Origin of the sequence: Syntrophus sp. (in: bacteria) (assembly GCF_040768185.1) — a bacterium.
In the GTDB taxonomy this organism is placed as follows: Bacteria; Desulfobacterota; Syntrophia; order Syntrophales; family Syntrophaceae; genus Syntrophus; species Syntrophus buswellii.
Genome location: NZ_JAXGNC010000003.1, coordinates 225,000 through 244,877, shown reverse-complemented (window position 1 = coordinate 244,877; position 19,878 = coordinate 225,000). Strand labels below are relative to the sequence as shown.

Sequence of the window (19,878 nt, the reverse complement as noted above, 5' to 3'; positions counted from 1 at the left end):
TCCGAAAAAATCCGGTGCGTGTCCGGGGGATTGCCCGAAAATCCCCCGGACATTAACTCTCCCGAGCATGGACGGACGATGATTCCGCTCCAACCCCAGCCGGTCTGGAACATTGGCGGCGCACCCCACTGGAGAAAATTCCAGGGTGCTGCATCATGCCGCGCCATGCCACTTCAAGCCGACGGATTCGATCGCCGAACGGTTGGCCAGTACCATAACTTCCGAAGGGCCGAGCAGCCACTGATCAAGGCAGACGACAAGGCCGTGATTCGATGGGCTGCAGCTCACCCAGGCGCTGTTCTGCATCGCTTCCGGGGCTTCGGGGTCCGTATTGGAGACAACCTGCAACCCCTCCTGTGACAGGCTGCCGTCAACGACAACCCGCCCGCCGCGCCGTTCGACCCCGTTCGGGTTGATCACCACCAGCATCTCCTGGTCGTCAAAGATGCGTGACCAGGCAATGATCTGGCCTGCATCCGGGAATGCAAAGGGACGGTCCAGATACGAAATCCGACGAGGGTACTGCCTTCCCCGCCGCAGAGGAATAAAGGCCCGGCGCAGGCGGGTAAGCTCGGCCATCCGCCTGTAAATGGGATGATCTGTATTGAAAACATGATATCCGGCGGTGCCGTGCGGGCCGAAGCCGATCTGGCCGGGGTCGATTTCCCCCTGCACTCCGTCCCATCCTGAAGCCAGAGGATGCTCCGGTCCGAACATGGCTTCACGCAAAAGGCAGTCATGGCCGCCCCAGTCGAGGTATCTGCGCTCTTGCGGTTCGGCGCCTCCGGCCAGGCCCTGTTCCATTCCATAATAAAAGCAGGGAATACCCAGTGTGAAAAGCTGCATGGCAGCGACCGCCGCCGCCTGGTGATCGTTCGGCGCATCCGCGGCCAGCCTCACCTTGGCGCCGAAGACATGGTCGTGGTCATTGCTGATGCTCAGGTGATGAGAACCCCAGTTGCGGTGCGATCCCATCCCCTGGTCATAGTAGTTGAAGCCGCCAAAGAAGTCCGACGCTTTTGCCAGCCCCTTGCCGACATTGCATAGAATCTCCCGTTGTTCGCCGATATCGAGACATGCATTGAGGTTGCGCCCGGCAATGTCCAGGTAGCGGTCCTGCGCCGAACTGCCCCCAGCGACCTCGGCAACAAGCAGAAAGTCATCTTTCCCGAGAATCTCGGCATACTCCCTGATGGCATTGCAGAAATTCCTGGCCTGTTCAAGTGTCACATGCTTGAGGGTGTCGATTCGGAATCCGTCGACGTCTGCGAGGGCGATCCAGTAGTGATATGCAAGCACCAGCGCCGAAAGCGTCTCGCCAGCAAAGAGATTGAACTTGCGCAGTCTTTGGAAATCGGTTCGCTTATGCTCCGCAGATTCGTCGTTGATGTCGCCTTCACCGAGACGGCCTTTCCCCGCCCGGAGATAGCGATCGCGGCCCTGCAGATCGGTGGGCCATACGTAGTCGTCTTCTCCCAGTTTCTGCTCGGGGTCCGTAATGGCCCAGCCGTATCCGTTGCGCGGCCAGAGGGTGCCGTAGCTGCCCCAGGCAAGGTATGGAGGTTCGAAGGCGTTTCCAGAAGAGCTGTCATAGAGCCAGTTACAGCCGGAATGGTTGAAGATGACGTCAAGAACGACGCGCATCCTGTATTGTTCCGAATGTGCCGCATGGACCAGTTCCACGAGGTCTCGCCGGGTTCCGAAACGCGGGTCGATATCGAGAAAGTTCTGGATTCCATAGCCGTGGTAGCTGTCCTCTTCGATGCGCTGGCGGAAGACCGGTGCGATCCAGAGGGTTGTGATGCCAAGGTCTGCCAGATAGTCCAGCTTCGAGCGTATCCCTGCCAGAGTTCCCCCCTGAAAACGGTTCGCCCCGGAAAACTGCCATTTGTCCCAGCGCCACTCCGCGCCTCGCAAGGCCCGGATCCGGGAGATCCCCTCGGGGGCGCTCAGGTCGATGTCCAGAAGACGGTCGGGCGCTTCCTGGCCGTTGGAAAACCGGTCGGGAAGGAGAAAGTAGAAGATTTCATCCCGCCAGTCATTCGGGGACGGTTCATAACGGTCCCTCGCCGGCCAGTCAGCCAGGGCTTCGGCTAAACTGCGGGGCGGGGCCTTGTCGAGAATGTCATTGAGGTCAGCCATGATGCACCTCCGGCGAATTCTGCCCTGAACGCTTTCAGGGACAGTCCGCTTCAAAAGGCCGGGGCGGAACGGCCGTTGTCGTCCCGCCCCGGCGGCGTCTGGGAAAGGCGTCCCTTCCGGATCCTTACGGGCATTTTTCGATGGCAATCGCCTTGATCTGCTCCCGGTAATAGATGAAGTGTCGTCCATCTCTTACGTGGGAATAGGCCCAGAGTTTGAGGGCAAAGGCACAGGTGCTGTCGAGGCCGGCAAGCATTCCCGTCCCAGGTGCGGGAGCCGCCGTGCCTCCCGATACGGGCTGGTTGATGCTGCCTGGCAGACCGTTGTTGGAGGCGCCGCTGGCAAGATAATGGACGGTGGGATTGACTCCCTTGGTGTAGTAAAGACCCCACGAGCGAAGCCGGTTGTTTTCCTGCGACACCTGCGCCTGGAAGGTGAGGGACAGGGCAGGGGTCCACGGAATGACACCGCATTCGTTAATGACCGCGGGAATGACGAGCTCCAGATTCGGCGCCTTGTTGTCCAGGGTGATGACAAGGTCGCAGCGGTCAAGCATGGGCGGCAGCACGGCCGGCGGTACGACGGTGCCGTCCCGGTAGTCCACGCCCAGCGCCGAGGTAAGTTTGGCGCCGTTTTCGTCGAACACCTCCAGCCTCAACACGAATTTTCCAGTGTCCTCTTCGGCCAGCAGGCTTTTCCAGGTTCCGATCCAGTCCGGGTTGTACCAGTAGTAATCGCTGAAATTGCGCACTTCATAGAGAGCCGGGATGCCATTGACGGTTTTTGGGCCCAGGGAATGCGATTCGCTGAAGAGGGTTGCCTTTGAGACGCGCGTATCCCCCAGTGGCGTGGTGATGGGGCTGAATTCGCTGCTTCCCTCTCTTGCATAGGAGAGGCGGTAATAGCGCACCGGGATGCCGGTGGACAGGGCGTCGCCGAACTGGCCATAGACCAGCAGGCTGCCTCCGTAGGCGACGTTGCTCAACGGAGCCTCATTGTAAAGGCCGCTGATCTGGTTGATTTTGTAAACCTCATCGTCGCCGATGCGCGTAAAGAACACCGGGGATCCCTCCGGCGGATCATAGCAGTTACCGTTGCCGCAGATGACCTCTTCGTTGTCGAGATAGAGGTCGATATGGGCATTGTTGACATTCCAGCGGGTGCTGGTGTAGGGATCGAGGTAGATGACCGTCGGTACGCCGTCGATGACCTGCGTCGCCTTGATGATGATGTCCGGGCGGGCGTCGAAGCGCAGCCGGCCGTTGCGGATGTGGAAGGGCCACCATCTGAAGCAGCAGTTGAAAAAGCCGTCGCAGTCCGTCGTGGTCTCACACACCTCCGCCCTGCTGTAAAAGCAGAACGGAAAGATTTGCCACGGCGGGATCTTGGAGGTCAGTGTCAATCGTTCCAGCCGGGCTGCGATGCTGCTGTCCATGAGGCGCGCTTCGCCCACGCGGGTAAAGGCGGGCTGCGATGCCGAAAAGGCGGCTTCGGCCAGGGCGGGGGTTGCCTTCAGGGAACTGGCTGGAGCCAATGACGGGAGGTCCGGCGGTTCGGGCTGGGGGCCAAGGCTGGCCAATCGCGGGCGCAAGGCGCCGATGTCGCCGGCCAGCGTTGAAGCAGCTCCCAGATTCAGCTCCGGTGAAGGATCGGGTCCGGGGAAGGGCTTTACCAGAATGGGAGGCTCCCTGAGCAGATCGGGAATGCGAATCACCGGTCTATCCAGGAGCAGTTCCCACCACTTGCGCAGCGGCGGCCAGAAGCAGTTCTCGCGGTCCACGTCGAAGATCTCAACCTTCACAAAGGGGACGGGACAGACGGTCGTAACCCCGTCGGAGCTACTGACCTTGCGGATGTGTCCGGAAATGCAGATTCGGATCGGCCACCAGGGAAGCCATAGTTCCAGCGGCAGGATGGCATTGTACTGGAGGCGGTACTGCTGTGTCCCTTCGGCCTTCCATTCCGCGGCTGCGAAGGATCTCCTGAAGGCGCTGGAGCGACGGATCTCTTTTGCCATGCCTGACGGACCGATCATGAGGTCCACATCGGCAGGCTGTGACAGCTTCACGGCAACCCTGTAGACTCCTTTCTCATTCAGATCGGCACTCCCCAGCAGGGATCCGGCCTTGTCGAAGACATAGGCGGCCAGCTTCAGCTCCCCCGGCTGGCACTCGGGCTGCTCGCGTGAGATCTGCCCATCGATAAGAAAGCTCCTGATTTTTCTGGACCCAGTCGTCTGACTTTTCTCATTTGCCATGTCTTACCTCCTTATTCCTTTCCTGCTTCAATAGGGTTGTTTTGTTGGGTGCTGGGTTTAAAAATGAGGACGTGACCGCTGTTACTTTGCCAAACCAGGCCTCTGCGGTGTTTGAAGCAACGATTCGACGAAGCTGATGTGTGATGAACTGTGAGTCTATATGAGAAGGCGGCTACGCAGAAACTGTCCGTTGAATAGCGGCTAATTTAGTCAAAAAGGATTCTTAAGACATGCGTTCCGAGCTGGCAGATTTACCTTCCCAGCCTGACATTCAACTAATTGTGGTATGAAATGAAAGATAATTCAACACAGATAGACTACGGGTTTTATCCCAGTCAAATCCTGTCACGCCGTTTTACGTTCCAGACGGGGAACGTCGCCAGCTCCCGTTCCGCGTTCTGCGATGACGGCTATGGCAGGAAAAGAGCCGCCCCGGGTTTCAGAGCATTGAAGCAGAAAACCGGCCCGGGAATGAAACGATGCCGCTTTTCCGCTTCAATCCCGGGTGGTCAGAGTCTATTCAGCTTCTCCCACGGGTTCGGCCGACGTTCCCAAAAAACCGCGTCCCTGTGCGAAGTACACATTGATGGGTTTTTCATTGCGGAGAACATCGAGGACGCTTTGGAACATGGCCGAGGGGAGATGCATCCTGATGATCCCTCCGGTATCCGAGTCCGCCTCAAAAAACATGCCGGGATCATTGAACCTGATCCAGGCCAGGGTTTTCCCCGCCGCGTCGTTCAACTGAATCTGTGCGCGGTTTGTCTGATAGCCATCCGGTCCTCCGTAAAATAAAACGCTGTAACTTGAAACTGCTGGCATGTCCTGATCCTCCTTGATCTGAATTTGAGCGGTTCCTGCATTGACCGTTCCAGCCAGCCGCCCGCCGTGCCGCAACGGTGATACGCTTGAGCCTTGGGCTGCATCCAACTTCTGCCGACGGCTGCGAGAACCCAAAACGGACGAACTGACGCCTGCTCCGCCCGGCTCTATCCCATCAGGTGTCCATAAATGTTCTGTCGAACCTGTCGATGATTTCCAAGAACTCCGTGGGCAGTCTCTTCCGGACTTCCCCGACGATTTCCCGGGAAATCACCTTGTAAAATGCCTGTGAAATTCCGCCGGCAATACAGGCGATCGTATCGCTGTCTCCGCCTAGTGAGATCGCTTTGCGAATGGCGTCTTCATAATCTTCTGAATCAAGAAAGGAGAGAATGGCTTCCGGAACGGAACCCTGGCAGGAGACATCGAACCTGTAGGCCGGTCGGATGTCCTCAACGGTCCGTTTCAGGTTGTAACCGAACCGCTCGCCGATTTCCTTCCGGATGTCCTCTTTGCTTTTTCCCCCTCGAGCGAGAAAAACGGCCAAAGCGGCAGCCTGCGCCCCCTTGATTCCCTCGGGATGGTTATGAGAGACTTCCGCGCTTTTCCGGGCTTCCGCCAGCACGGCTTCCGCCGTGGGGAAAGCGAATCCGATCGGGCTGACCCGCATGGCCGAGCCGTTTCCCCAGCTGTTGTAAGGTTTGCTCTCCGGGGAAAAGAGCCACTTCATAAAATCCCGGCCGTACCCGGCATCGGGGTATCTTCGACCGAAAGATTTCATCGAATCCGCATAATCCGTCGAACGGAGGATGGCATCGGCAACCGCCACAGTCATCACCGTATCGTCGGTAAAGCGGGAGTGCGTCTGAAACAGCGGAATGTTCATTGTTTTCATGCGGCTGTGCTCATAAGCGGAGCCGATGACATCCCCTGCGATGGCGCCGAGCATGGTTCCCATCCTTTCCGGCTCTGAGCCTGGATTCTGATTCCTTCCGACTGATGAGCGGCCAATCCAGCCCGATGGTTCCGTTCATGGATTCTGCCGAGGGTCAGGGGGCCGCCCCGCCAGGAATGCCTCCACGCCCGCCTTCATGCGAAGAAAGTTCCCCATGACATCCGGATTTTCCTTGAAGCGGGATACCCGGCGCCTTTATCGGGTTTCCCGGGAAAAAGGCCTTGAATGCCGCTGCGCTGCGGCGCCTGCCTTCCGCAGGAGATTCCTGGCATCCTGAAACGTCAGCAGCTGCATTCCTTCCTCGCAGGTGCACCATCGCTTTGCACGATTTTCAGGACTCTCCTGCTGGTCGATGTGCTCCAGCAGAAAAAATTGTGTAATGACCTCTTCCGCCTCCATGCGGAATCGGCTCTCTCCCAGTGGCCCTATGACGCTTGCAACAACGCCCGCTTCTTCCCATACCTCGCGCACCGCTGTCCTCTCCAGATCTTCGCCTGGCGTGATGTGGCCCTTTGGAAGAACCCAGTGTTCCGGAATCTTCTTTGCCGACACGATCAGGAAACGAGGTTCTCCGCTTTTATCATACCGTACCACGACACCGCCGGCATGTGTGAAATAAGACTGAAAAAAATCCCCCCGGCTCTGCTTTTCCCTTGCACGAACATACGCTGCCTGAATAAGGAATGCGGCAACAAAGGCAGCGGCTGTTGATGCGACGGTGAGAGTTGGCTTGCTGCTGCGCGAGGAAAGCACCAGGGCGGCAAAAGCGGCTGAAATGAGGCTGTTCATTGCAGAAACGGTGTAAGCCAGCCCACCGAATTTTCGCAGTTCTGAAGGCCGCGTTTTGTCCTGCGGACTGAAAGGCGCGTATCCGAAAAGAACCCCCCGATCGTCATAGTAATCCTGAAACCTCTTCCTGATGTTCCTCATGTCTCTCTTGTAGCCGTCTGTGACTTCATTTCTTTTGATCAGTCTGAAGAGCGTAACAAGACCAACCACGAGCAAAGAAGAAAAGGCAAAGTAGAGGAGGAATTCTTTTGAAAAATCGTATTGAACGCCATCCTTGCCGATGGCGACCAGTGCGGTAATCGCCGCGGTGACCAGTGTAATGAAGAATGTTACGCGCTTTTCACCCGTCTCCTCATTTTTCCAAAAGGAATCCTGCAGATGACTGAGATCTGCCAGAAGCAGTTCCTTGGCGGCGTTTTCCCCCCTGTTTCCCGCCTGATCGTTCATCGTCATAATCCCTCCAAGCGATGTATCGGAACCGGTAAAAATTCCCTGTTAAAGGCCGGTTTCCTGGTTCGGCGCCATTCCGAATGTTTTCTCGTACCGTTTCCTGCCGGCGGTTTTGAAAGGAACTGCCGGACATGTCCTGATCTCTCCTGGGCACGCGCTGCTTGTCAGGGCGTTATGCCTTCATAAAAGCGGGTACATCACGTTCTTTTCCGGATCTGTCTTTCTCCTGTCTTTCCCTAAACCACTTCGATGGTCCTGACGGCAAAATGGCCGGCGTGGTCGGCGTCTTCGACCTTGACGGTTCGGATGCCGGGGGAGGCGCCGGCGGTGGTGAGCGTAACGGTCCGCCCGTCGCCTGAAACGGTCGTCGTGATGCCCTGGGAGGGGGTCACGACAACATTTGAGCCCCGCACTGCCGGATCCCCGGGGGCGACTTCGCAGGTCAGGTTCAGGGCGCCCGTGGCGGGCACCTGGTAGGTGGCGGCGCTGCGGAGCATGAAGTGGGGCTTGAGCGTGATCGACGTCTCGATTTCCGTCGAATTGTCGCTCCGTCCGATGCCGATTTTGAAGGTCATGAGGGTTTCTTCCTGGGGCGGTTCCTGGGCGGGGAAGGTCACCTGAATAATCAGCCCGTCGCCCAGGTAGTCGTCAAACCCTTCGGGGTTCGGTTCCTGTGCCGTCAGGGACGGAAGGGGATCGACGTTTCCCGGCGAGGGGGGGCTGCCGGGATAGGAAACGGCGGTCCGGTTGAGCGCCCCGGTAACCGGGGACGGGACGAGCAGATAAGCCGTATCGCCGGGCCGGAGGAGCGAGGTCCGATGGGAATCGAAGGCGGCCGAAAGCTCCGCGAGAGTCGGGATCGCACTGCGGAAATAGAGATCCCGGACGATCTTGACGGAAAACTGCCGGACAGGAACGTGGATATCGCCGAAGAAGAGGGTTTTGTGGTGGTTGAGTCCGGGATCGTCGAAGGTTCCGTCGGCTGCGCTGTAGGCATAACGGCGGCTGATTTCCACGGGCTGCTCTGCGTCGCTGCCGGGCGTTCGGGCAATCAGGGCTGTATCGTTTGCCTGGACAAAGGTGCTTTCCGACGGGTCCGTTACCGTAAGGGCATAGCGCCGGGTGTTGTTCGGGGTGACCTTGATCCGCGCCTCCTGGGTTTCCAGGAGCGTGAGGACGGTGCCGTTGGCGACGGTCAGTCCGGCGCAGGTGACGGAAACGTCCTCGACCGTATCGAGCTCATAATAGATGTTCTGCTTTCCCCAGTCCCGCTGTACCTCCAGGCTTTCAGCCATGTCCGAACCGGCGGCGTTGGGGACGGAGATCCGGTGTTTGCCGCTCCGGGTGAAGGTCACATAGGTGCCGCCGCACCGCTCCAGGGCGGCGGAGGTGGGGAGAAGGGCGGTTTCCGAAGGTGCGAAGCTGGGCGGGTCGGCCATGGTGGTGTCGTTGGGGGTTGCCCAGTTCCTCCGGACAAACCCGTCCGCAAGGCATTCTCCACTGCCGGCGGGGGCCATGGCATCGCCGTTGGGGTTCTGGGAGGCCGGTGCGCCGCCCGTGACCAGGGGAAGCAGCCGCGGCTTGTTGGCGTCATCGTAGTGCACACCGGGGGCGTCAAGCATGTTGGCGGTGATGACGGAAAAATTGCTGCGGTCTCCGCCGGGCCAGGCGAAATACCAGAAGCGGCCGATGTCGCCCACATAGCGGGGTGTATTGCGCAGCCGGCAGAAGGCGGAGTAGAGATCACCGCTTTCCTCAGAGGCCTGCTGCTCCATCCAGGACATGTGCCCCCTCTGCTTGGTCTGCTTGAAGGCGTTGTCGTGCCAGAAAAAGCCGGCTCCGGGAATCACGCACCACGACTGGGTGCCGAAGATATAGCGCGTAATCCGTGTGAAGGTCTGCGTCCAGTTGGAAGGACGGAACTGGTAGTCGATCTGCCCGTAGGGATCGAAAAGCCATTTCATCCAGCCCATGTCGAAATATTCGAGCAGCCAGTCGTCGACCCATCCCATGGCGTCGTTATGGCCGACCTTGGCCACCCGCAGTGAGGTTTCCCCCGTGGGAAGGGGCGGCGCGTCCTTGAGCTCCGCGGTATTCCCGCTGACGTGCATGACCACGGTGGTCTGGCTCTGATTGCCCACCAGCATCTTGACCCGGTCATAGACCGTGAGCGTCAGGGACTCGCCGTTGACCGGTGAAATAGTGATGCGCGCCGGCTGATCGAGGTCGGCCACCTGCGCGGGATAGTAATTATAGGGGTCCAGGGCGCTCGTCGGGTCATGGGTCGAATAGGGGGAAACGCCACCTGGATTGATAAAGCTGACCCGCGTGGAGAGGGTGATGTCATGATCGTTGATCGACGCCACTTCGCGTACCACGGTCGTTTCGCCGGATTTTACGATGACCCGGCTTGCACCGCGCAGGGCCGCCAGACCTTCATCGCCGGTAAGGTGGAGACGGGTGCCGTTGTCTTCGAAGGAAACATCGTAGTAGCGGCCGGCGCGGGACTCCGACAGATGAGCCAGGCCGTAGATCCCCCGGTAGATCAGGAAAAAGAGGCCGCCGTAGACCGTGCCCACCGTGGCATTCATGATCCCGCCGTGGGTGAGGATCTGCAGGATGTTGATGATCCATTCCGGCACGCCTTGCCAGTTGGAGCGGCGTCGGCGGATATAGACATCACTGGTACCGTAATCACGGAGCGGAGAGGGAAGGCGGAATCCTTCACCGGTGTTTCCGGGACCGAGTTCGACCTCCCTGGTCCTTCCTCCCTTGGAGATCTGTACCGGCGTTCCCTCCTCGAAAGAGGTCTCTCCGGGGCTCGGAATGACCAGATACCAGTCTCCTTCGACCTCTTTCAGCCGGCCCTGGACATAGGGGGAATAGGTCGGGTCTTCACCTTCGGAAATCCCGTCGAAGAGGCCTTCGATGGCGCCCAGGGGGATGTAGGAGGTCAGAAGGGGGCCGAACCAGCAGCACTGCCGCGTGTGAATGAGCTCATGCTCGATGAGGCTCTTCTGGCGATCGAACTCCCAGTTTTCCGGATCATCGGGAACCAGGGTGGAACCGCAGCTCAGCGTGCCGCTGACCGTCCTGTCCGTTTCGACGAGGGGAACGACCACGACGGGATTCGTCCCAGCGCTCACGTTGTTGAGAGTCCCCTCGAGGAGGTAGGCGTTGCCTTCCCGCCGGAAGGAGGCGGCGAAATCCGTGTCGATCTTGGTGGTGTCGGGGGCCAGGATGTCGATGCCGGTGCCGGTGAGGGGCGGATCTCCGGCGAAATAGAGTTCATAGTCGAAGGCGGTTGTCTTCACCCGGGCGGCAATGGTCTTGTCCCCACTGACAACCGCCACCTCGACGGCCGCCATTCCGTAGCGCGGCCGCAGATCATAGAGTTTGAAAGAGATCTTATCGGTGGTCACCTGCCCATCGGCGCCCGCTGCACCGACAGGGGTCCCGTCAATTCCGATCCGGGACCACCCCGTGCCGGGATTGGCCGGGGTCATCCGGACGGCGCGGATATCCGTTGCGTTGTCTGCTGCGAGAATCAGGTCATCGCCCTCGACCTCGCAGGTCGTTCCGGAAACGGATTTGATCCGATAGAATCTGTCCTCGGCGCTTGCGGGCAAGCCCGTCGGGTTGGCGGTGAAGGTGACGCGCAGGCATTCATTTTCGCGGAACCGCGGCATCTGGACCCGCGTTCTGGCTCCGCCGACATCGATGAAGGGCAGGACGGAGAGATGCGAGTCGTCCTTTCGCTCGGCATCGTAACGGGGGCCGCTTTCAGCCAGGGGGACCAGTTCAAGGCCCGCTGCCTGGACCGTCACCGGCCGGGTAAGCTCGATGGCTCCGCGGATCTCGTCAATCAGTGCGATCTGAGTATCCGTTCCCTTCCGGAGATAAACGAAGGAATTCGGCTTCAGGTCCGAGGTTCCCGTCGCGGTGGAATGGGCGGCGAACCAGCGGTTGCTGGTCGCGTGTTGGGCGATCTCGATGCCGCTGATCGTTGCGGCTCCCGGCATGGCGTCCGTGACCTGGGCTCCGGTGATCTGGGATAGCTGAAGGGCTTTGGCCGTTGCCGCCGCATCGGCGGGGTCCATCGTGAGGGTCAATTCGGCGCTCAGGGTGCGGTTGTCGTAGGGACCCGTATCGGCAGGCGTCTGCCGGGAAAAGCACTCCACGGAACAGGGGCCTGTCCCGGCCGGCAGGGGATGGGCGGTGACGATGGACTGGTAGCCGAGCCCGGAAACGGAGCGGACGGCGGTTTTGATCGGCTGGCCGGAATCGGCAAATTTGACGAAGCCGGGCGCCGCCGTCGAGATTCTCGCCGGGTTAAAAACAAAGGTGGTACCTGCAGGCGGCGCGGCAATGGTCCCCAGGGGATCGGCGACAGGCCGCAGGAACTGCCAGGAGAGGGGCGTATCGGCCGCGCCCAGGACAGAGGGGTCGCGGTCTACGAGGCGGTCCGTGGCGGTCCCTCCGGGGCCGGTGATCTTCAGGGCGAGCGGATTTGCCGTAGCGCTCGCGGCGACGAGAAATTCTCCCGCCTCCGGAATCGTCGGGCTCGGGCTGCCGTCGGCTTTCACGAAGGAAAGGGTATTGGGTGTGGCCGAGACCTTCGCTTCAAAAGGGCCTTCCGACGCCTGTGCCGTCGTCAGGGTGACCGTTCCGGTAAAGTCTCCGGGCAGGGCCACATCGACGGTCATTTCGGTGTCGAAGGACTTGATGGAGGTGGACAGGACGACATTGTCCGCGGTAATCCGCAGGGGATCGTTGACGGAATAATAATTCTGAGTTGCCGTCGCGCAGTCAAGGGCATCGGGCTGACCGCCCCGGGGCAGGTCTTCCGTGCCCCTGCTTGTCAGGGGGCGGACCGAAACGGAATTTGCCGCAATCGTCCCTTCCGCCGTATCGACGCGGAGCCGCGTTTTTCCGCTCCGCTCCTCGACGGACAGCACCTTGGCAATGGCATAGCCCCCCACCGTATCCGTCAGCAGCAGCCAGGAATCCTGGGCGATTCCCGTTCCGGTGGTTCCGAGTTCGAGAATGAAACGCCTTTCCAGAGTGCCCACCGCGCATTTCGTCCCGACGACGCATTCGGTGCAGGTGGCGCTCTGTGGTCCGCGCAAGCCGGTCCGGGTGTCGAAATGGAATCCCCCCCTGGGGAAAGCAGGGACCGGTGAGCCGGGGATGACGGGTTTTGCCGGTCCTCCGTAGCGCGTCCAGGTCAGGGGCAGATGGTTGGTCTGCATCGAACCTTTTCGCCGCGCCCCGCGCAAAAGAAACGGCCTGCCGCTCTCGGGCGTTACGAGCAGAACGGTGCCGCAATAGGTGGGGACGAATTCCTCATTGGGGGCGAAAACCCGGACATCGGCCAGATTTTCGATTTCTTCCTGGTTGACGATGATGATGTGCTGGAAGGTTTTGGCCCGGTCGTTGGCGAAAGCGCCGTCCCGGAGCACGCCGTAACTTCCCGTGCGGTCGCTGTGGACCCCTTGAGACCAGCCGTAGCGGTCTGCGTTGCCGCTGAAGATGCTTCCCCAGAGGCTGAGGAATCCCTCGTAGCCGAGCCAGCCCACGATGTTGTTCTGCAGCGACCATGTCAGATCGCTGAGCACCATGAGAAACGTCCAGCCTCCCGAGGATTCGCCCTGAATGTCGGCGCGGCTGACGGGATTGTTCTGGCAGACGCAATAGGGACCGGCGGACGGCTTTTCAACGGGCAGGGACCCGGCGTAGCCGTCTTCCCGGCGCGGATCGCCGGCGGTACCGTCCAGGGGATCGGGGGCGGTGAAATAACCGATGCGCGGATCCAGGAGCCGCGACCGATAGTGCATAAAGCGGCCGTAGCAAGCGGCCCCGAAAAGACCGGGGACGGCATCGTGGGCCAGGAGGGATTCGCCGAAGGCGTCGCGGTGCAGCCGGGTGACGCCCGTCCGGGAAATCATGCGGACCGGGGTGGCGGTGCAGTCAAGGGAAAAGACAACGGCCAGCGGCTCTCCGGGGTTGCCGTCGATGCGGCCCAGGCAGGAAAAGCCGTCCCAGAGGAAGGTATGGCGGACGGTTCCCTTGCGGTCCTTGATCGTCCAGAGCCGGCCGAGATCATCGATGCAGAATGTCGGCGGCAGGGAAGGGAGATCGAGTCGCCGGCCCGATCCGTCGTAGTCAAGGAGGAAAATGCGGCCTTCCGCGAGGCAGGCGATGGGGCGCTTTTCTAAGTTGAGCTGGATCCTGCGTCTTCCCCGGGGCGTGACCAGTGCGGACAGGGCGTCGCCGTCGTATTCGTAACGCCAGGTCCCATCCGGCGTCCGGCAGGCGACGATGCGCTTGCCGCTGTCATAGTCCATCTCGACGCCGTCGACGTGGGTCATCAACCCCGCGGCATCCCAGAGATACTTTTCGCACCAGGTATCGCTTCCCGCCCGGACGGTCCGCAGGATGCCGCCGGGGGTGACCGTCTGGCTCATGGAGACGAAGCCGTCGTCGAAGACCCGCCAGCCTCGGTCATAGCGCAGATAGGTCCTGCCGTTGGCGGAGATCTCCAGCAGGCAGCCGGCCTCGTTGCGGGTATAGAGAAGTTCCGTCGTCGTGCCGGGAAGAAGGAAATTTTCAGAAACGGTTTCTGATTTGATGGAATCGGTTGCCGCTGCGGTGGTCATAGAACTCTGAATCCTCCTTTACCCTGAGAACCAATCAGCCGATGGAGCCGGAAACGCTGACCGACGCCGATCCCGAGGTCTCCTGGAACCGGATGGCGTTCAGCAGGGCCAGGATCTCCTGCTTGATGCGTTCCAATGCTGCTTCGAATTCTTCCACGAGCCGCGGCCCCAGAGAATTGATGGATTCCAGAAGTCCTGCCGGATCGATCTTGGCCAACTCCGCGCCCACCTCGTCCAGGGAACGGTCGATGTCCTTCAGCGCCTCCGTCGGCACGGCGGCCTTGATCTTGTTGAGAAACTCGTTGGAGAAGGAAAAACCCGCCAGCAGTTCCGAGGGTTTCAGAACATCGAGCCCCTGAATCAGCCGGTCGATGATCTCCCAGATCTCCTGGGCAAAGACGGCGGGGTCGTAGGCGGCGATCGTGTCCCGGATGGCCTTGTGGATCTCCCCCAGCTCCGCCGCCAGCCGCTGCGGGTCCAGGAGATCGAGCTGCTCCTTGAGGAGATCGATCAGGCCGAGAAACTTCTGCGCCAGGAAGCCGGGATTGAACATCGTCAGGTTTTTCTTGAGACGCTGGACAAAGGCCTTGAGCTCTTCTTCCAGGGAGGCCATCAGGGTCGGGACCTTGGCCATCATGGCGGCGAGGAGGTCATCCAGTTTCCGGGCGATGGGTTCCACATCGAGGGCGGCGAGAAGGTCGTCCAGACCGCCGGTCAGTCCGCTCAGGCTGCACCGTTCCAGGGCGTCCGCCGCCTTTTCCAGCTTGACGCCCACGGAGGCCGCGAGGGTCGCCGCCCGTGTCCGGACCTGATCCGAAACGGCCGTTGCTCCCTGACCCAGGGCATCCCGCATTGAGCCCGGTCCCGCCTCGGCGACGACCGCCAGGGAGCCGCTGACGTTGAAGGACCCCGCCGAGAAGTTTCCGGAAATGGCCACCTGAGCCTCGAACTGAGCCTTGGCGAGAGGGGCGAAAAAGGCGTTGGTTTCGCTTTCAAAGCGTTCGCCGATCTCCCAGATCGCCGCCTTCACGTTCCGCAGGTCACGGGCCAGTCCGCCGCACAGCCGGTCCACGGCCTCCAGGGCGTCGCCGGCCGCTCCCGCTTCGAGGTCGGAAAGGGCCTCCCGGAGTTTGTTCGGCAGATAGCCCAGCATGCGGAGCACATCGCCCGGTTTGAATTTCGGTTCGGGCTGCGGAGGACCGCTGGTCGACGCCGTCGATGAAGACGATGATGAAGAGGGCGCTGAGGAAACGGCTCCTCCCGATGACGACGAGGAACCGGCTGTCGGCACGCCCGTCCCCTGGCCTACGGTTCCGGCGATGCCGCTGACAACGGAGTCGCCGATGCCGTTCAGGGCGGTGCGGGTGGCGTCCAGAGCCGAATCCGGAGAGGGCAGGGAAATGCTTGCCAGCAGGGAATCGTATGCCTCTGCCACCGGTTCCAGAAGACGCGCGGGGGAAAACCGGTCGATGGCGTCGAGGGCGGTTTGAAAAGGACCGCGGATCTCCTCCACGAGGGGGCGCGGGTCAAGACCGGTCAGAAAGGACTTGGCCTCGTCGACATACGCGTCCAATTGGCCCAGGAACTGCGCCGGATCGAATTTCTTCAGCTCTTCGAGGAAGGCATTGATTTCCGCTTCGATTTCGGCGATGAGGGTATCGGGGATGAGGTTCGAAATCAGTTCCGCGGCGCGGGCCAGTCCCTGGGTCACCGTATCGCCGACGGAGGCGGGGATCTGGAACTGCTGAGCCGCCGACATGACGGGAGAGAGGACTTCATCGAGGTCGATGCCCTCAATGGCGCTGATCAACTGTTCGATGGCGGGTCGCAGGGACTCGGGCAGCGGCAGCGCCGACAGAAGCTGTTCCGCCGTCTGCCGCAATTCGGTCAAGGCCCCGATGACGGAATCGGCGGCTTCCTTGATCCCCAGACTGTCCACGGCCGTCTTGATTTCATCCATGACCTGCCGGAAGGATCTCAGGGCCTCCAGTACCTTTTCGAGGACGGTCTTGGCCCCCGCCGCAACCGTGTCGATGCCGCCTTTCACCGTTTCGAGCGAATTGAGAATCGTGTCCAGGACGCCCTTGTAGACCTCCTCGATTCCGCCCAGGACGCCTTCGATTTCGGCCTTGAGGGCATCCGGGTCGATGGCCGATTCAATCGTATTGAGGAGTTCGCGCACCTTCCGGGCGGGCTTGTCCAGATCGGCGTCATTGATCGCCTTGGCGATGGAGAGGAGAAAATCCGTGATCATGGCTCGGTAGGAGGCCAGGGGGATATGGTTGAGCAGCCCCCGCATCCAATCTTCCGCGCGCTTAATCTGGGCTTCGATGGGGTCGCGGATGTAGCGCTTCAGGGAGTCCTCGACCAGCGCGTTGAGCCACAGGAGCATCTCCCGGATCATGTCCGCATCCATCTCGTTGACGGAAGCCTTGGCGTAATCCAGGTAATCGCCGATCATCTTGAAAAACTCCATGATGCCCTTTTCCGCCCGCTGCAGGGCCGCTCCCGCCTCTTCGAGGGGGGCCGCCAGCTGATCCAGGGGAAGGCGGTCGATGAGCCCCACGATGCGCTCCAGGTCGGCGCCGACCGAGGCGACGGTGTTTGCCCGCGCCACCTGCAGGGCCGCCAGGGCCGCATTGAGCCTGACCGCATCTCCTGCGTTGGCTGCCGCCGTGACGTTGTTCAGCGCCAGCAGGAGCCCGGCGTTGCGTCCCTGGGGGAAGCTGATGCTCCCGGCATCGGCCAGGACCGCATCGACGGAGAGGCGGATGCTCTGCAGGGACGTCCGGGGAATGGGGACCAGGATGTCCATCGCCAGTTCGGCGAAAAGGGCGGGATCCGAGGGAACGCCCCGCTCGACCGTATCCAGCAGGCTGCGGAAACGGCCCAGGCTGGAGAGATCCATGCTGGTATAGCCCTCGAAAAGGGAGGTCGCCTTCGAGAGGGCATCGCCGGAAAAGATGCCCAGCACCTTGCCCAGCTTGAGGGGATCGCTGTCCAGACCTTCCAGCAGGGAGACGATCAGGGCCGCGCCGTCGCCGACCGCCCGGACGTAGTCGGCCAGGGGGAGGGAGTCGACGGAAAAGCCGTCGGTAAAAGAAACCACCGACTCGACCAGAGGTTGAAGGAGTGAAGCCGGTTCGGAGATGTCGGCCTGCAGTGCGCCGATGCCGCCGCCCAGGCTGCCCAGGGCTGTGGAGATGGCCCCGTTGCCGATCAGGTTTGTCACCGCATCGGAATTCAGGGTCAGGGAAAGGGACCCCCGGGCGTTGGTGATGCTTGAAATATCGAGGCTGGTCAGCTCGTCCAGAAGGCTCATCGGTCATACCTCAGTTCGAGATCCGAAAGGTCGACGGTTAAAAAGAGGAGGCTCTCCAGAAGGGGAGATGTCCCGGCAAAGGGGGCGGTGGGAAAGGAAAATCCAGGAAGATGGATCTCTTCCGCACCGGCCTGCACCAGCGTCTCCCCGTTGAGCAAAACCGGTTGGAGAGAAGGGTTGTCGTCGTAAAGGGCGATCTTCACCGAAGGATCTTCGTTTCCCTTCACCCAGAAGAACTGTCCGGAGACGGCGCGGACCGCAAGGCCGACGGTGCCGCTGCCGATTTCGACCCGCTTGGGCGTGCACCACTCGAGACTGAAAGAGGGGGACGGCTCCACGGTCATCACCGTCTCCGTGCCGATCGTCTCGGCGGGAATGCCGTTGGTCATCCGGACCAGGCGGACCGCCAGCTCGCATTTCTGCGGCGCTCGACCGATCAGGCCGATCCGGGCGAGAGGCAGACCTTCCAGGTGGGCCGACGGCAGCGGCCGGACCACATCCCCCGCTCCGACAATCGTCCCCGACGCCGCACGGACAGGTACGGGGTCGTTCAACCCGGCGGAGAGCCGGATGCCCGAATAGCGGAGGGTCAGATCCCCGATTGCCGAAGTGGGCGCTTCCGCCGGCAGGGTGACGAAGCAGGGAAGGGGCGAGGTTTCCCCGGCGAGTTCCACGGTTGTAATGCCGGGAACGGGATGCGCCAGATGGCCGTGAAAGGCCCCCTTCCAGAGCTGGACTTTCCCGTCCGTGCCGCCTTGAATCCGGAACGAGGCGGCGGGTGCTTCCCCCTTCGCCATCGTGTCATTCAGGGCCGTCTCCAGGGGGATCTTCAGATCGATCTCCGCCGGCGGGAGGGTGGCCGGCAGCTCTCCGGGGAAAGACCAGAGCGCCTTGTCCGCTCCATCGACCACCCGGCAGTCCGACGGGCCGAAGTCGGCGTAGGCGGTGATCGATCCGACCTCGAAGGCCTTCGGCTCATAGTCCTCGGGAAACCCTCCCGAGACCAGGCTGAGTCTTATCTTGTCCGTCTTGATGCCCGAAAAGCTCAGTGTCGAAGAGGCGAACTGCGCCGTGCCGACAGGTGGCGGGAGCATTTCGCGCTGGGGGGAGGCCGGAGCCGTCGCCATGGGGTAGTAGTTCCCCGCGGCATCCGCCGCAGAGACGACGAGGCGCCGATCCGCCGGCAGATCCGAGGTCTGCCGCAGGGGTATTTCTCCCGATTCGCCTTCCGCGGGAATTTTCAGATCCGCAAAGACGAGTTGAGTGACGGTCACGGAGGCGCCGAATTTCAGGACGCGGTGAGCGCCTTCCTGAGAGACGGTGGCGTTGACCGGCCGCTTCACCAGAGCCGCCGCCAGCGTGAGGGAGGCGGAGGTGACAGCCGCCTTCGTGGCTCCTTCCGCCGGTTTCCAGGAGACCGCAATCTCGTGGCCTTCATCGGACAGGGAGATTACTTCGGGCGGGACGACGAAGAACGCAACAGGGGGAACTTCCACCTTGCCGTAATAGACCGGCGTGGTCTCGATCCCCACGGTTTTTTTCGCCTCATCCTTGATTGAAACGAAGGCCATCACATTTCCTCGACGGTTTCAACGGGCACCCGGCCCAGTTCGATTCCTTCACCCGATTCCCCGTTGTCCAGGGCGATCACGAGATCCTCCACCGTGGCTTGAGCCCCCGGCGTATAGGTGAGAAGGGCTTCCTCCCCGGTAAGTTCGATCAGCCGGCCGCCGTCAAGGGCGGCGACGCCGCCGGAAAGGGTCCCCAGCGGATTGGAGCCGTCCCGGGTGCGGAGGGCGCAGTAAAGCCTTCCGAAGGGCCCTGCCGAGGCGGCGCCGGATTCCGTAACGGCCAGCGGTCCCATCGCCGGCAGGGAAAGGGAAAATTCCTGAGGGGGGCCGCCCGCTCGGAGCACCGCCGGAGAAGGGGCAATCGAAAGGGTCAGCCCGACGCCGCGAACGCGGACACGGGCGATGGCGATGCCGGTCTTCCCCGGTTTGCCTTTCGGCCAGAACCAGCCCCGAACCTCCAGGGTCAATCCTGTCGCTGCCGTGCCTCCGGAGATCAGGGGAGCCGATCCTCCCGTCACCTGGAGGGAGTGGATGATAAATCCCTGGTCCCCCGGTTTCTCGAAGGCCTTGCCGTTCCGGAGTTCCGGGGCGTCAAGAAGATAGGCGATCTGTTCCATGCCGGAGATCTCTTGGCCGCGTTTGCCCGAGGAGGAGGGGTAAACCCCGATCTCGGCAGTGCAGATCAGGCGCAGGACGCGACGCAGATCGGTCGAGCCGGGGACGATTTCGCCGTGTTTGGGTCCCATCTCAGCGGGCTGCCAGGCCGTCCGGGTCACGCCTACGAGGATCGCGGGCTGAGCCCCGCCGCCCTTGGCGTCGCCGTCGGAAACGGACACGCGGCCCGCAAAAGGGGCGTCCAGGTGCGTATTCAGATATGCGGCCAGTTCCTGTTCGAAATCCGTAATCATAAA

The 19,878-nt window shown here is 61.3% G+C and carries 9 protein-coding genes; all 9 read right to left on the bottom strand.

What is annotated here, in order from left to right; genetic code table 11:
* Positions 1-153: 153 nt before the first annotated feature.
* Entirely contained in the window at positions 154-2,142 is a 1,989-nt protein-coding gene (locus tag AB3175_RS05370; RefSeq protein WP_367359920.1) for an alpha-amylase family glycosyl hydrolase, read from the bottom strand.
* 124 nt (positions 2,143-2,266) lie between these two features.
* Entirely contained in the window at positions 2,267-4,399 is a 2,133-nt protein-coding gene (locus AB3175_RS05365) for a hypothetical protein (RefSeq protein WP_367359919.1), read from the bottom strand.
* Between the two features lie 516 nt (positions 4,400-4,915).
* Positions 4,916-5,221: a hypothetical protein gene (locus tag AB3175_RS05360; protein ID WP_367359918.1), complete on the bottom strand. Its 306-nt coding sequence runs from the start codon at positions 5,219-5,221 to the stop codon at positions 4,916-4,918.
* Positions 5,222-5,396: 175 nt separating this feature from the next.
* The gene (locus AB3175_RS05355; RefSeq protein ID WP_367359917.1) at positions 5,397-6,170 is read right to left on the bottom strand and encodes an ADP-ribosylglycohydrolase family protein; all 774 of its coding nucleotides are present in this window, start codon (positions 6,168-6,170) and stop codon (positions 5,397-5,399) included.
* Between the two features lie 201 nt (positions 6,171-6,371).
* Positions 6,372-7,418 (bottom strand): NUDIX domain-containing protein, encoded by a 1,047-nt coding sequence (locus AB3175_RS05350; RefSeq protein ID WP_367359916.1) that lies wholly within the window; start codon positions 7,416-7,418, stop codon positions 6,372-6,374.
* 233 nt (positions 7,419-7,651) lie between these two features.
* Complete coding sequence (locus AB3175_RS05345) at positions 7,652-14,074, bottom strand: hypothetical protein (protein ID WP_367359915.1); 6,423 nt, start codon at positions 14,072-14,074, stop codon at positions 7,652-7,654.
* Between the two features lie 34 nt (positions 14,075-14,108).
* Positions 14,109-17,396, bottom strand: a complete 3,288-nt coding sequence (locus tag AB3175_RS05340; protein WP_367359914.1) for a hypothetical protein — start codon at positions 17,394-17,396, stop codon at positions 14,109-14,111.
* A complete protein-coding gene (locus AB3175_RS05335; RefSeq protein WP_367359913.1) occupies positions 17,393-18,967 on the bottom strand; it encodes a hypothetical protein in 1,575 nt (524 codons plus the stop codon). Before AB3175_RS05335 ends, AB3175_RS05340 begins: the two co-directional genes overlap by 4 nt.
* Complete coding sequence (locus AB3175_RS05330; protein WP_367359912.1) at positions 18,967-19,875, bottom strand: hypothetical protein; 909 nt, start codon at positions 19,873-19,875, stop codon at positions 18,967-18,969. Before AB3175_RS05330 ends, AB3175_RS05335 begins: the two co-directional genes overlap by 1 nt.
* Positions 19,876-19,878 lie beyond the last annotated feature (3 nt).

Bases quoted from the DNA above. Each gene is read 5' to 3' on its own strand.
- AB3175_RS05370 (WP_367359920.1), bottom strand. From the start codon at position 2,142: ATGGCTGACCTCAATGACATTCTCGACAAGGCCCCGCCCCGCAGTTTA.
- AB3175_RS05365 (WP_367359919.1), bottom strand. From the start codon at position 4,399: ATGGCAAATGAGAAAAGTCAGACGACTGGGTCCAGAAAAATCAGGAGC.
- AB3175_RS05360 (WP_367359918.1), bottom strand. From the start codon at position 5,221: ATGCCAGCAGTTTCAAGTTACAGCGTTTTATTTTACGGAGGACCGGAT.
- AB3175_RS05355 (WP_367359917.1), bottom strand. From the start codon at position 6,170: ATGCTCGGCGCCATCGCAGGGGATGTCATCGGCTCCGCTTATGAGCAC.
- AB3175_RS05350 (WP_367359916.1), bottom strand. From the start codon at position 7,418: ATGACGATGAACGATCAGGCGGGAAACAGGGGGGAAAACGCCGCCAAG.
- AB3175_RS05345 (WP_367359915.1), bottom strand. From the start codon at position 14,074: ATGACCACCGCAGCGGCAACCGATTCCATCAAATCAGAAACCGTTTCT.
- AB3175_RS05340 (WP_367359914.1), bottom strand. From the start codon at position 17,396: ATGAGCCTTCTGGACGAGCTGACCAGCCTCGATATTTCAAGCATCACC.
- AB3175_RS05335 (WP_367359913.1), bottom strand. From the start codon at position 18,967: ATGGCCTTCGTTTCAATCAAGGATGAGGCGAAAAAAACCGTGGGGATC.
- AB3175_RS05330 (WP_367359912.1), bottom strand. From the start codon at position 19,875: ATGATTACGGATTTCGAACAGGAACTGGCCGCATATCTGAATACGCAC.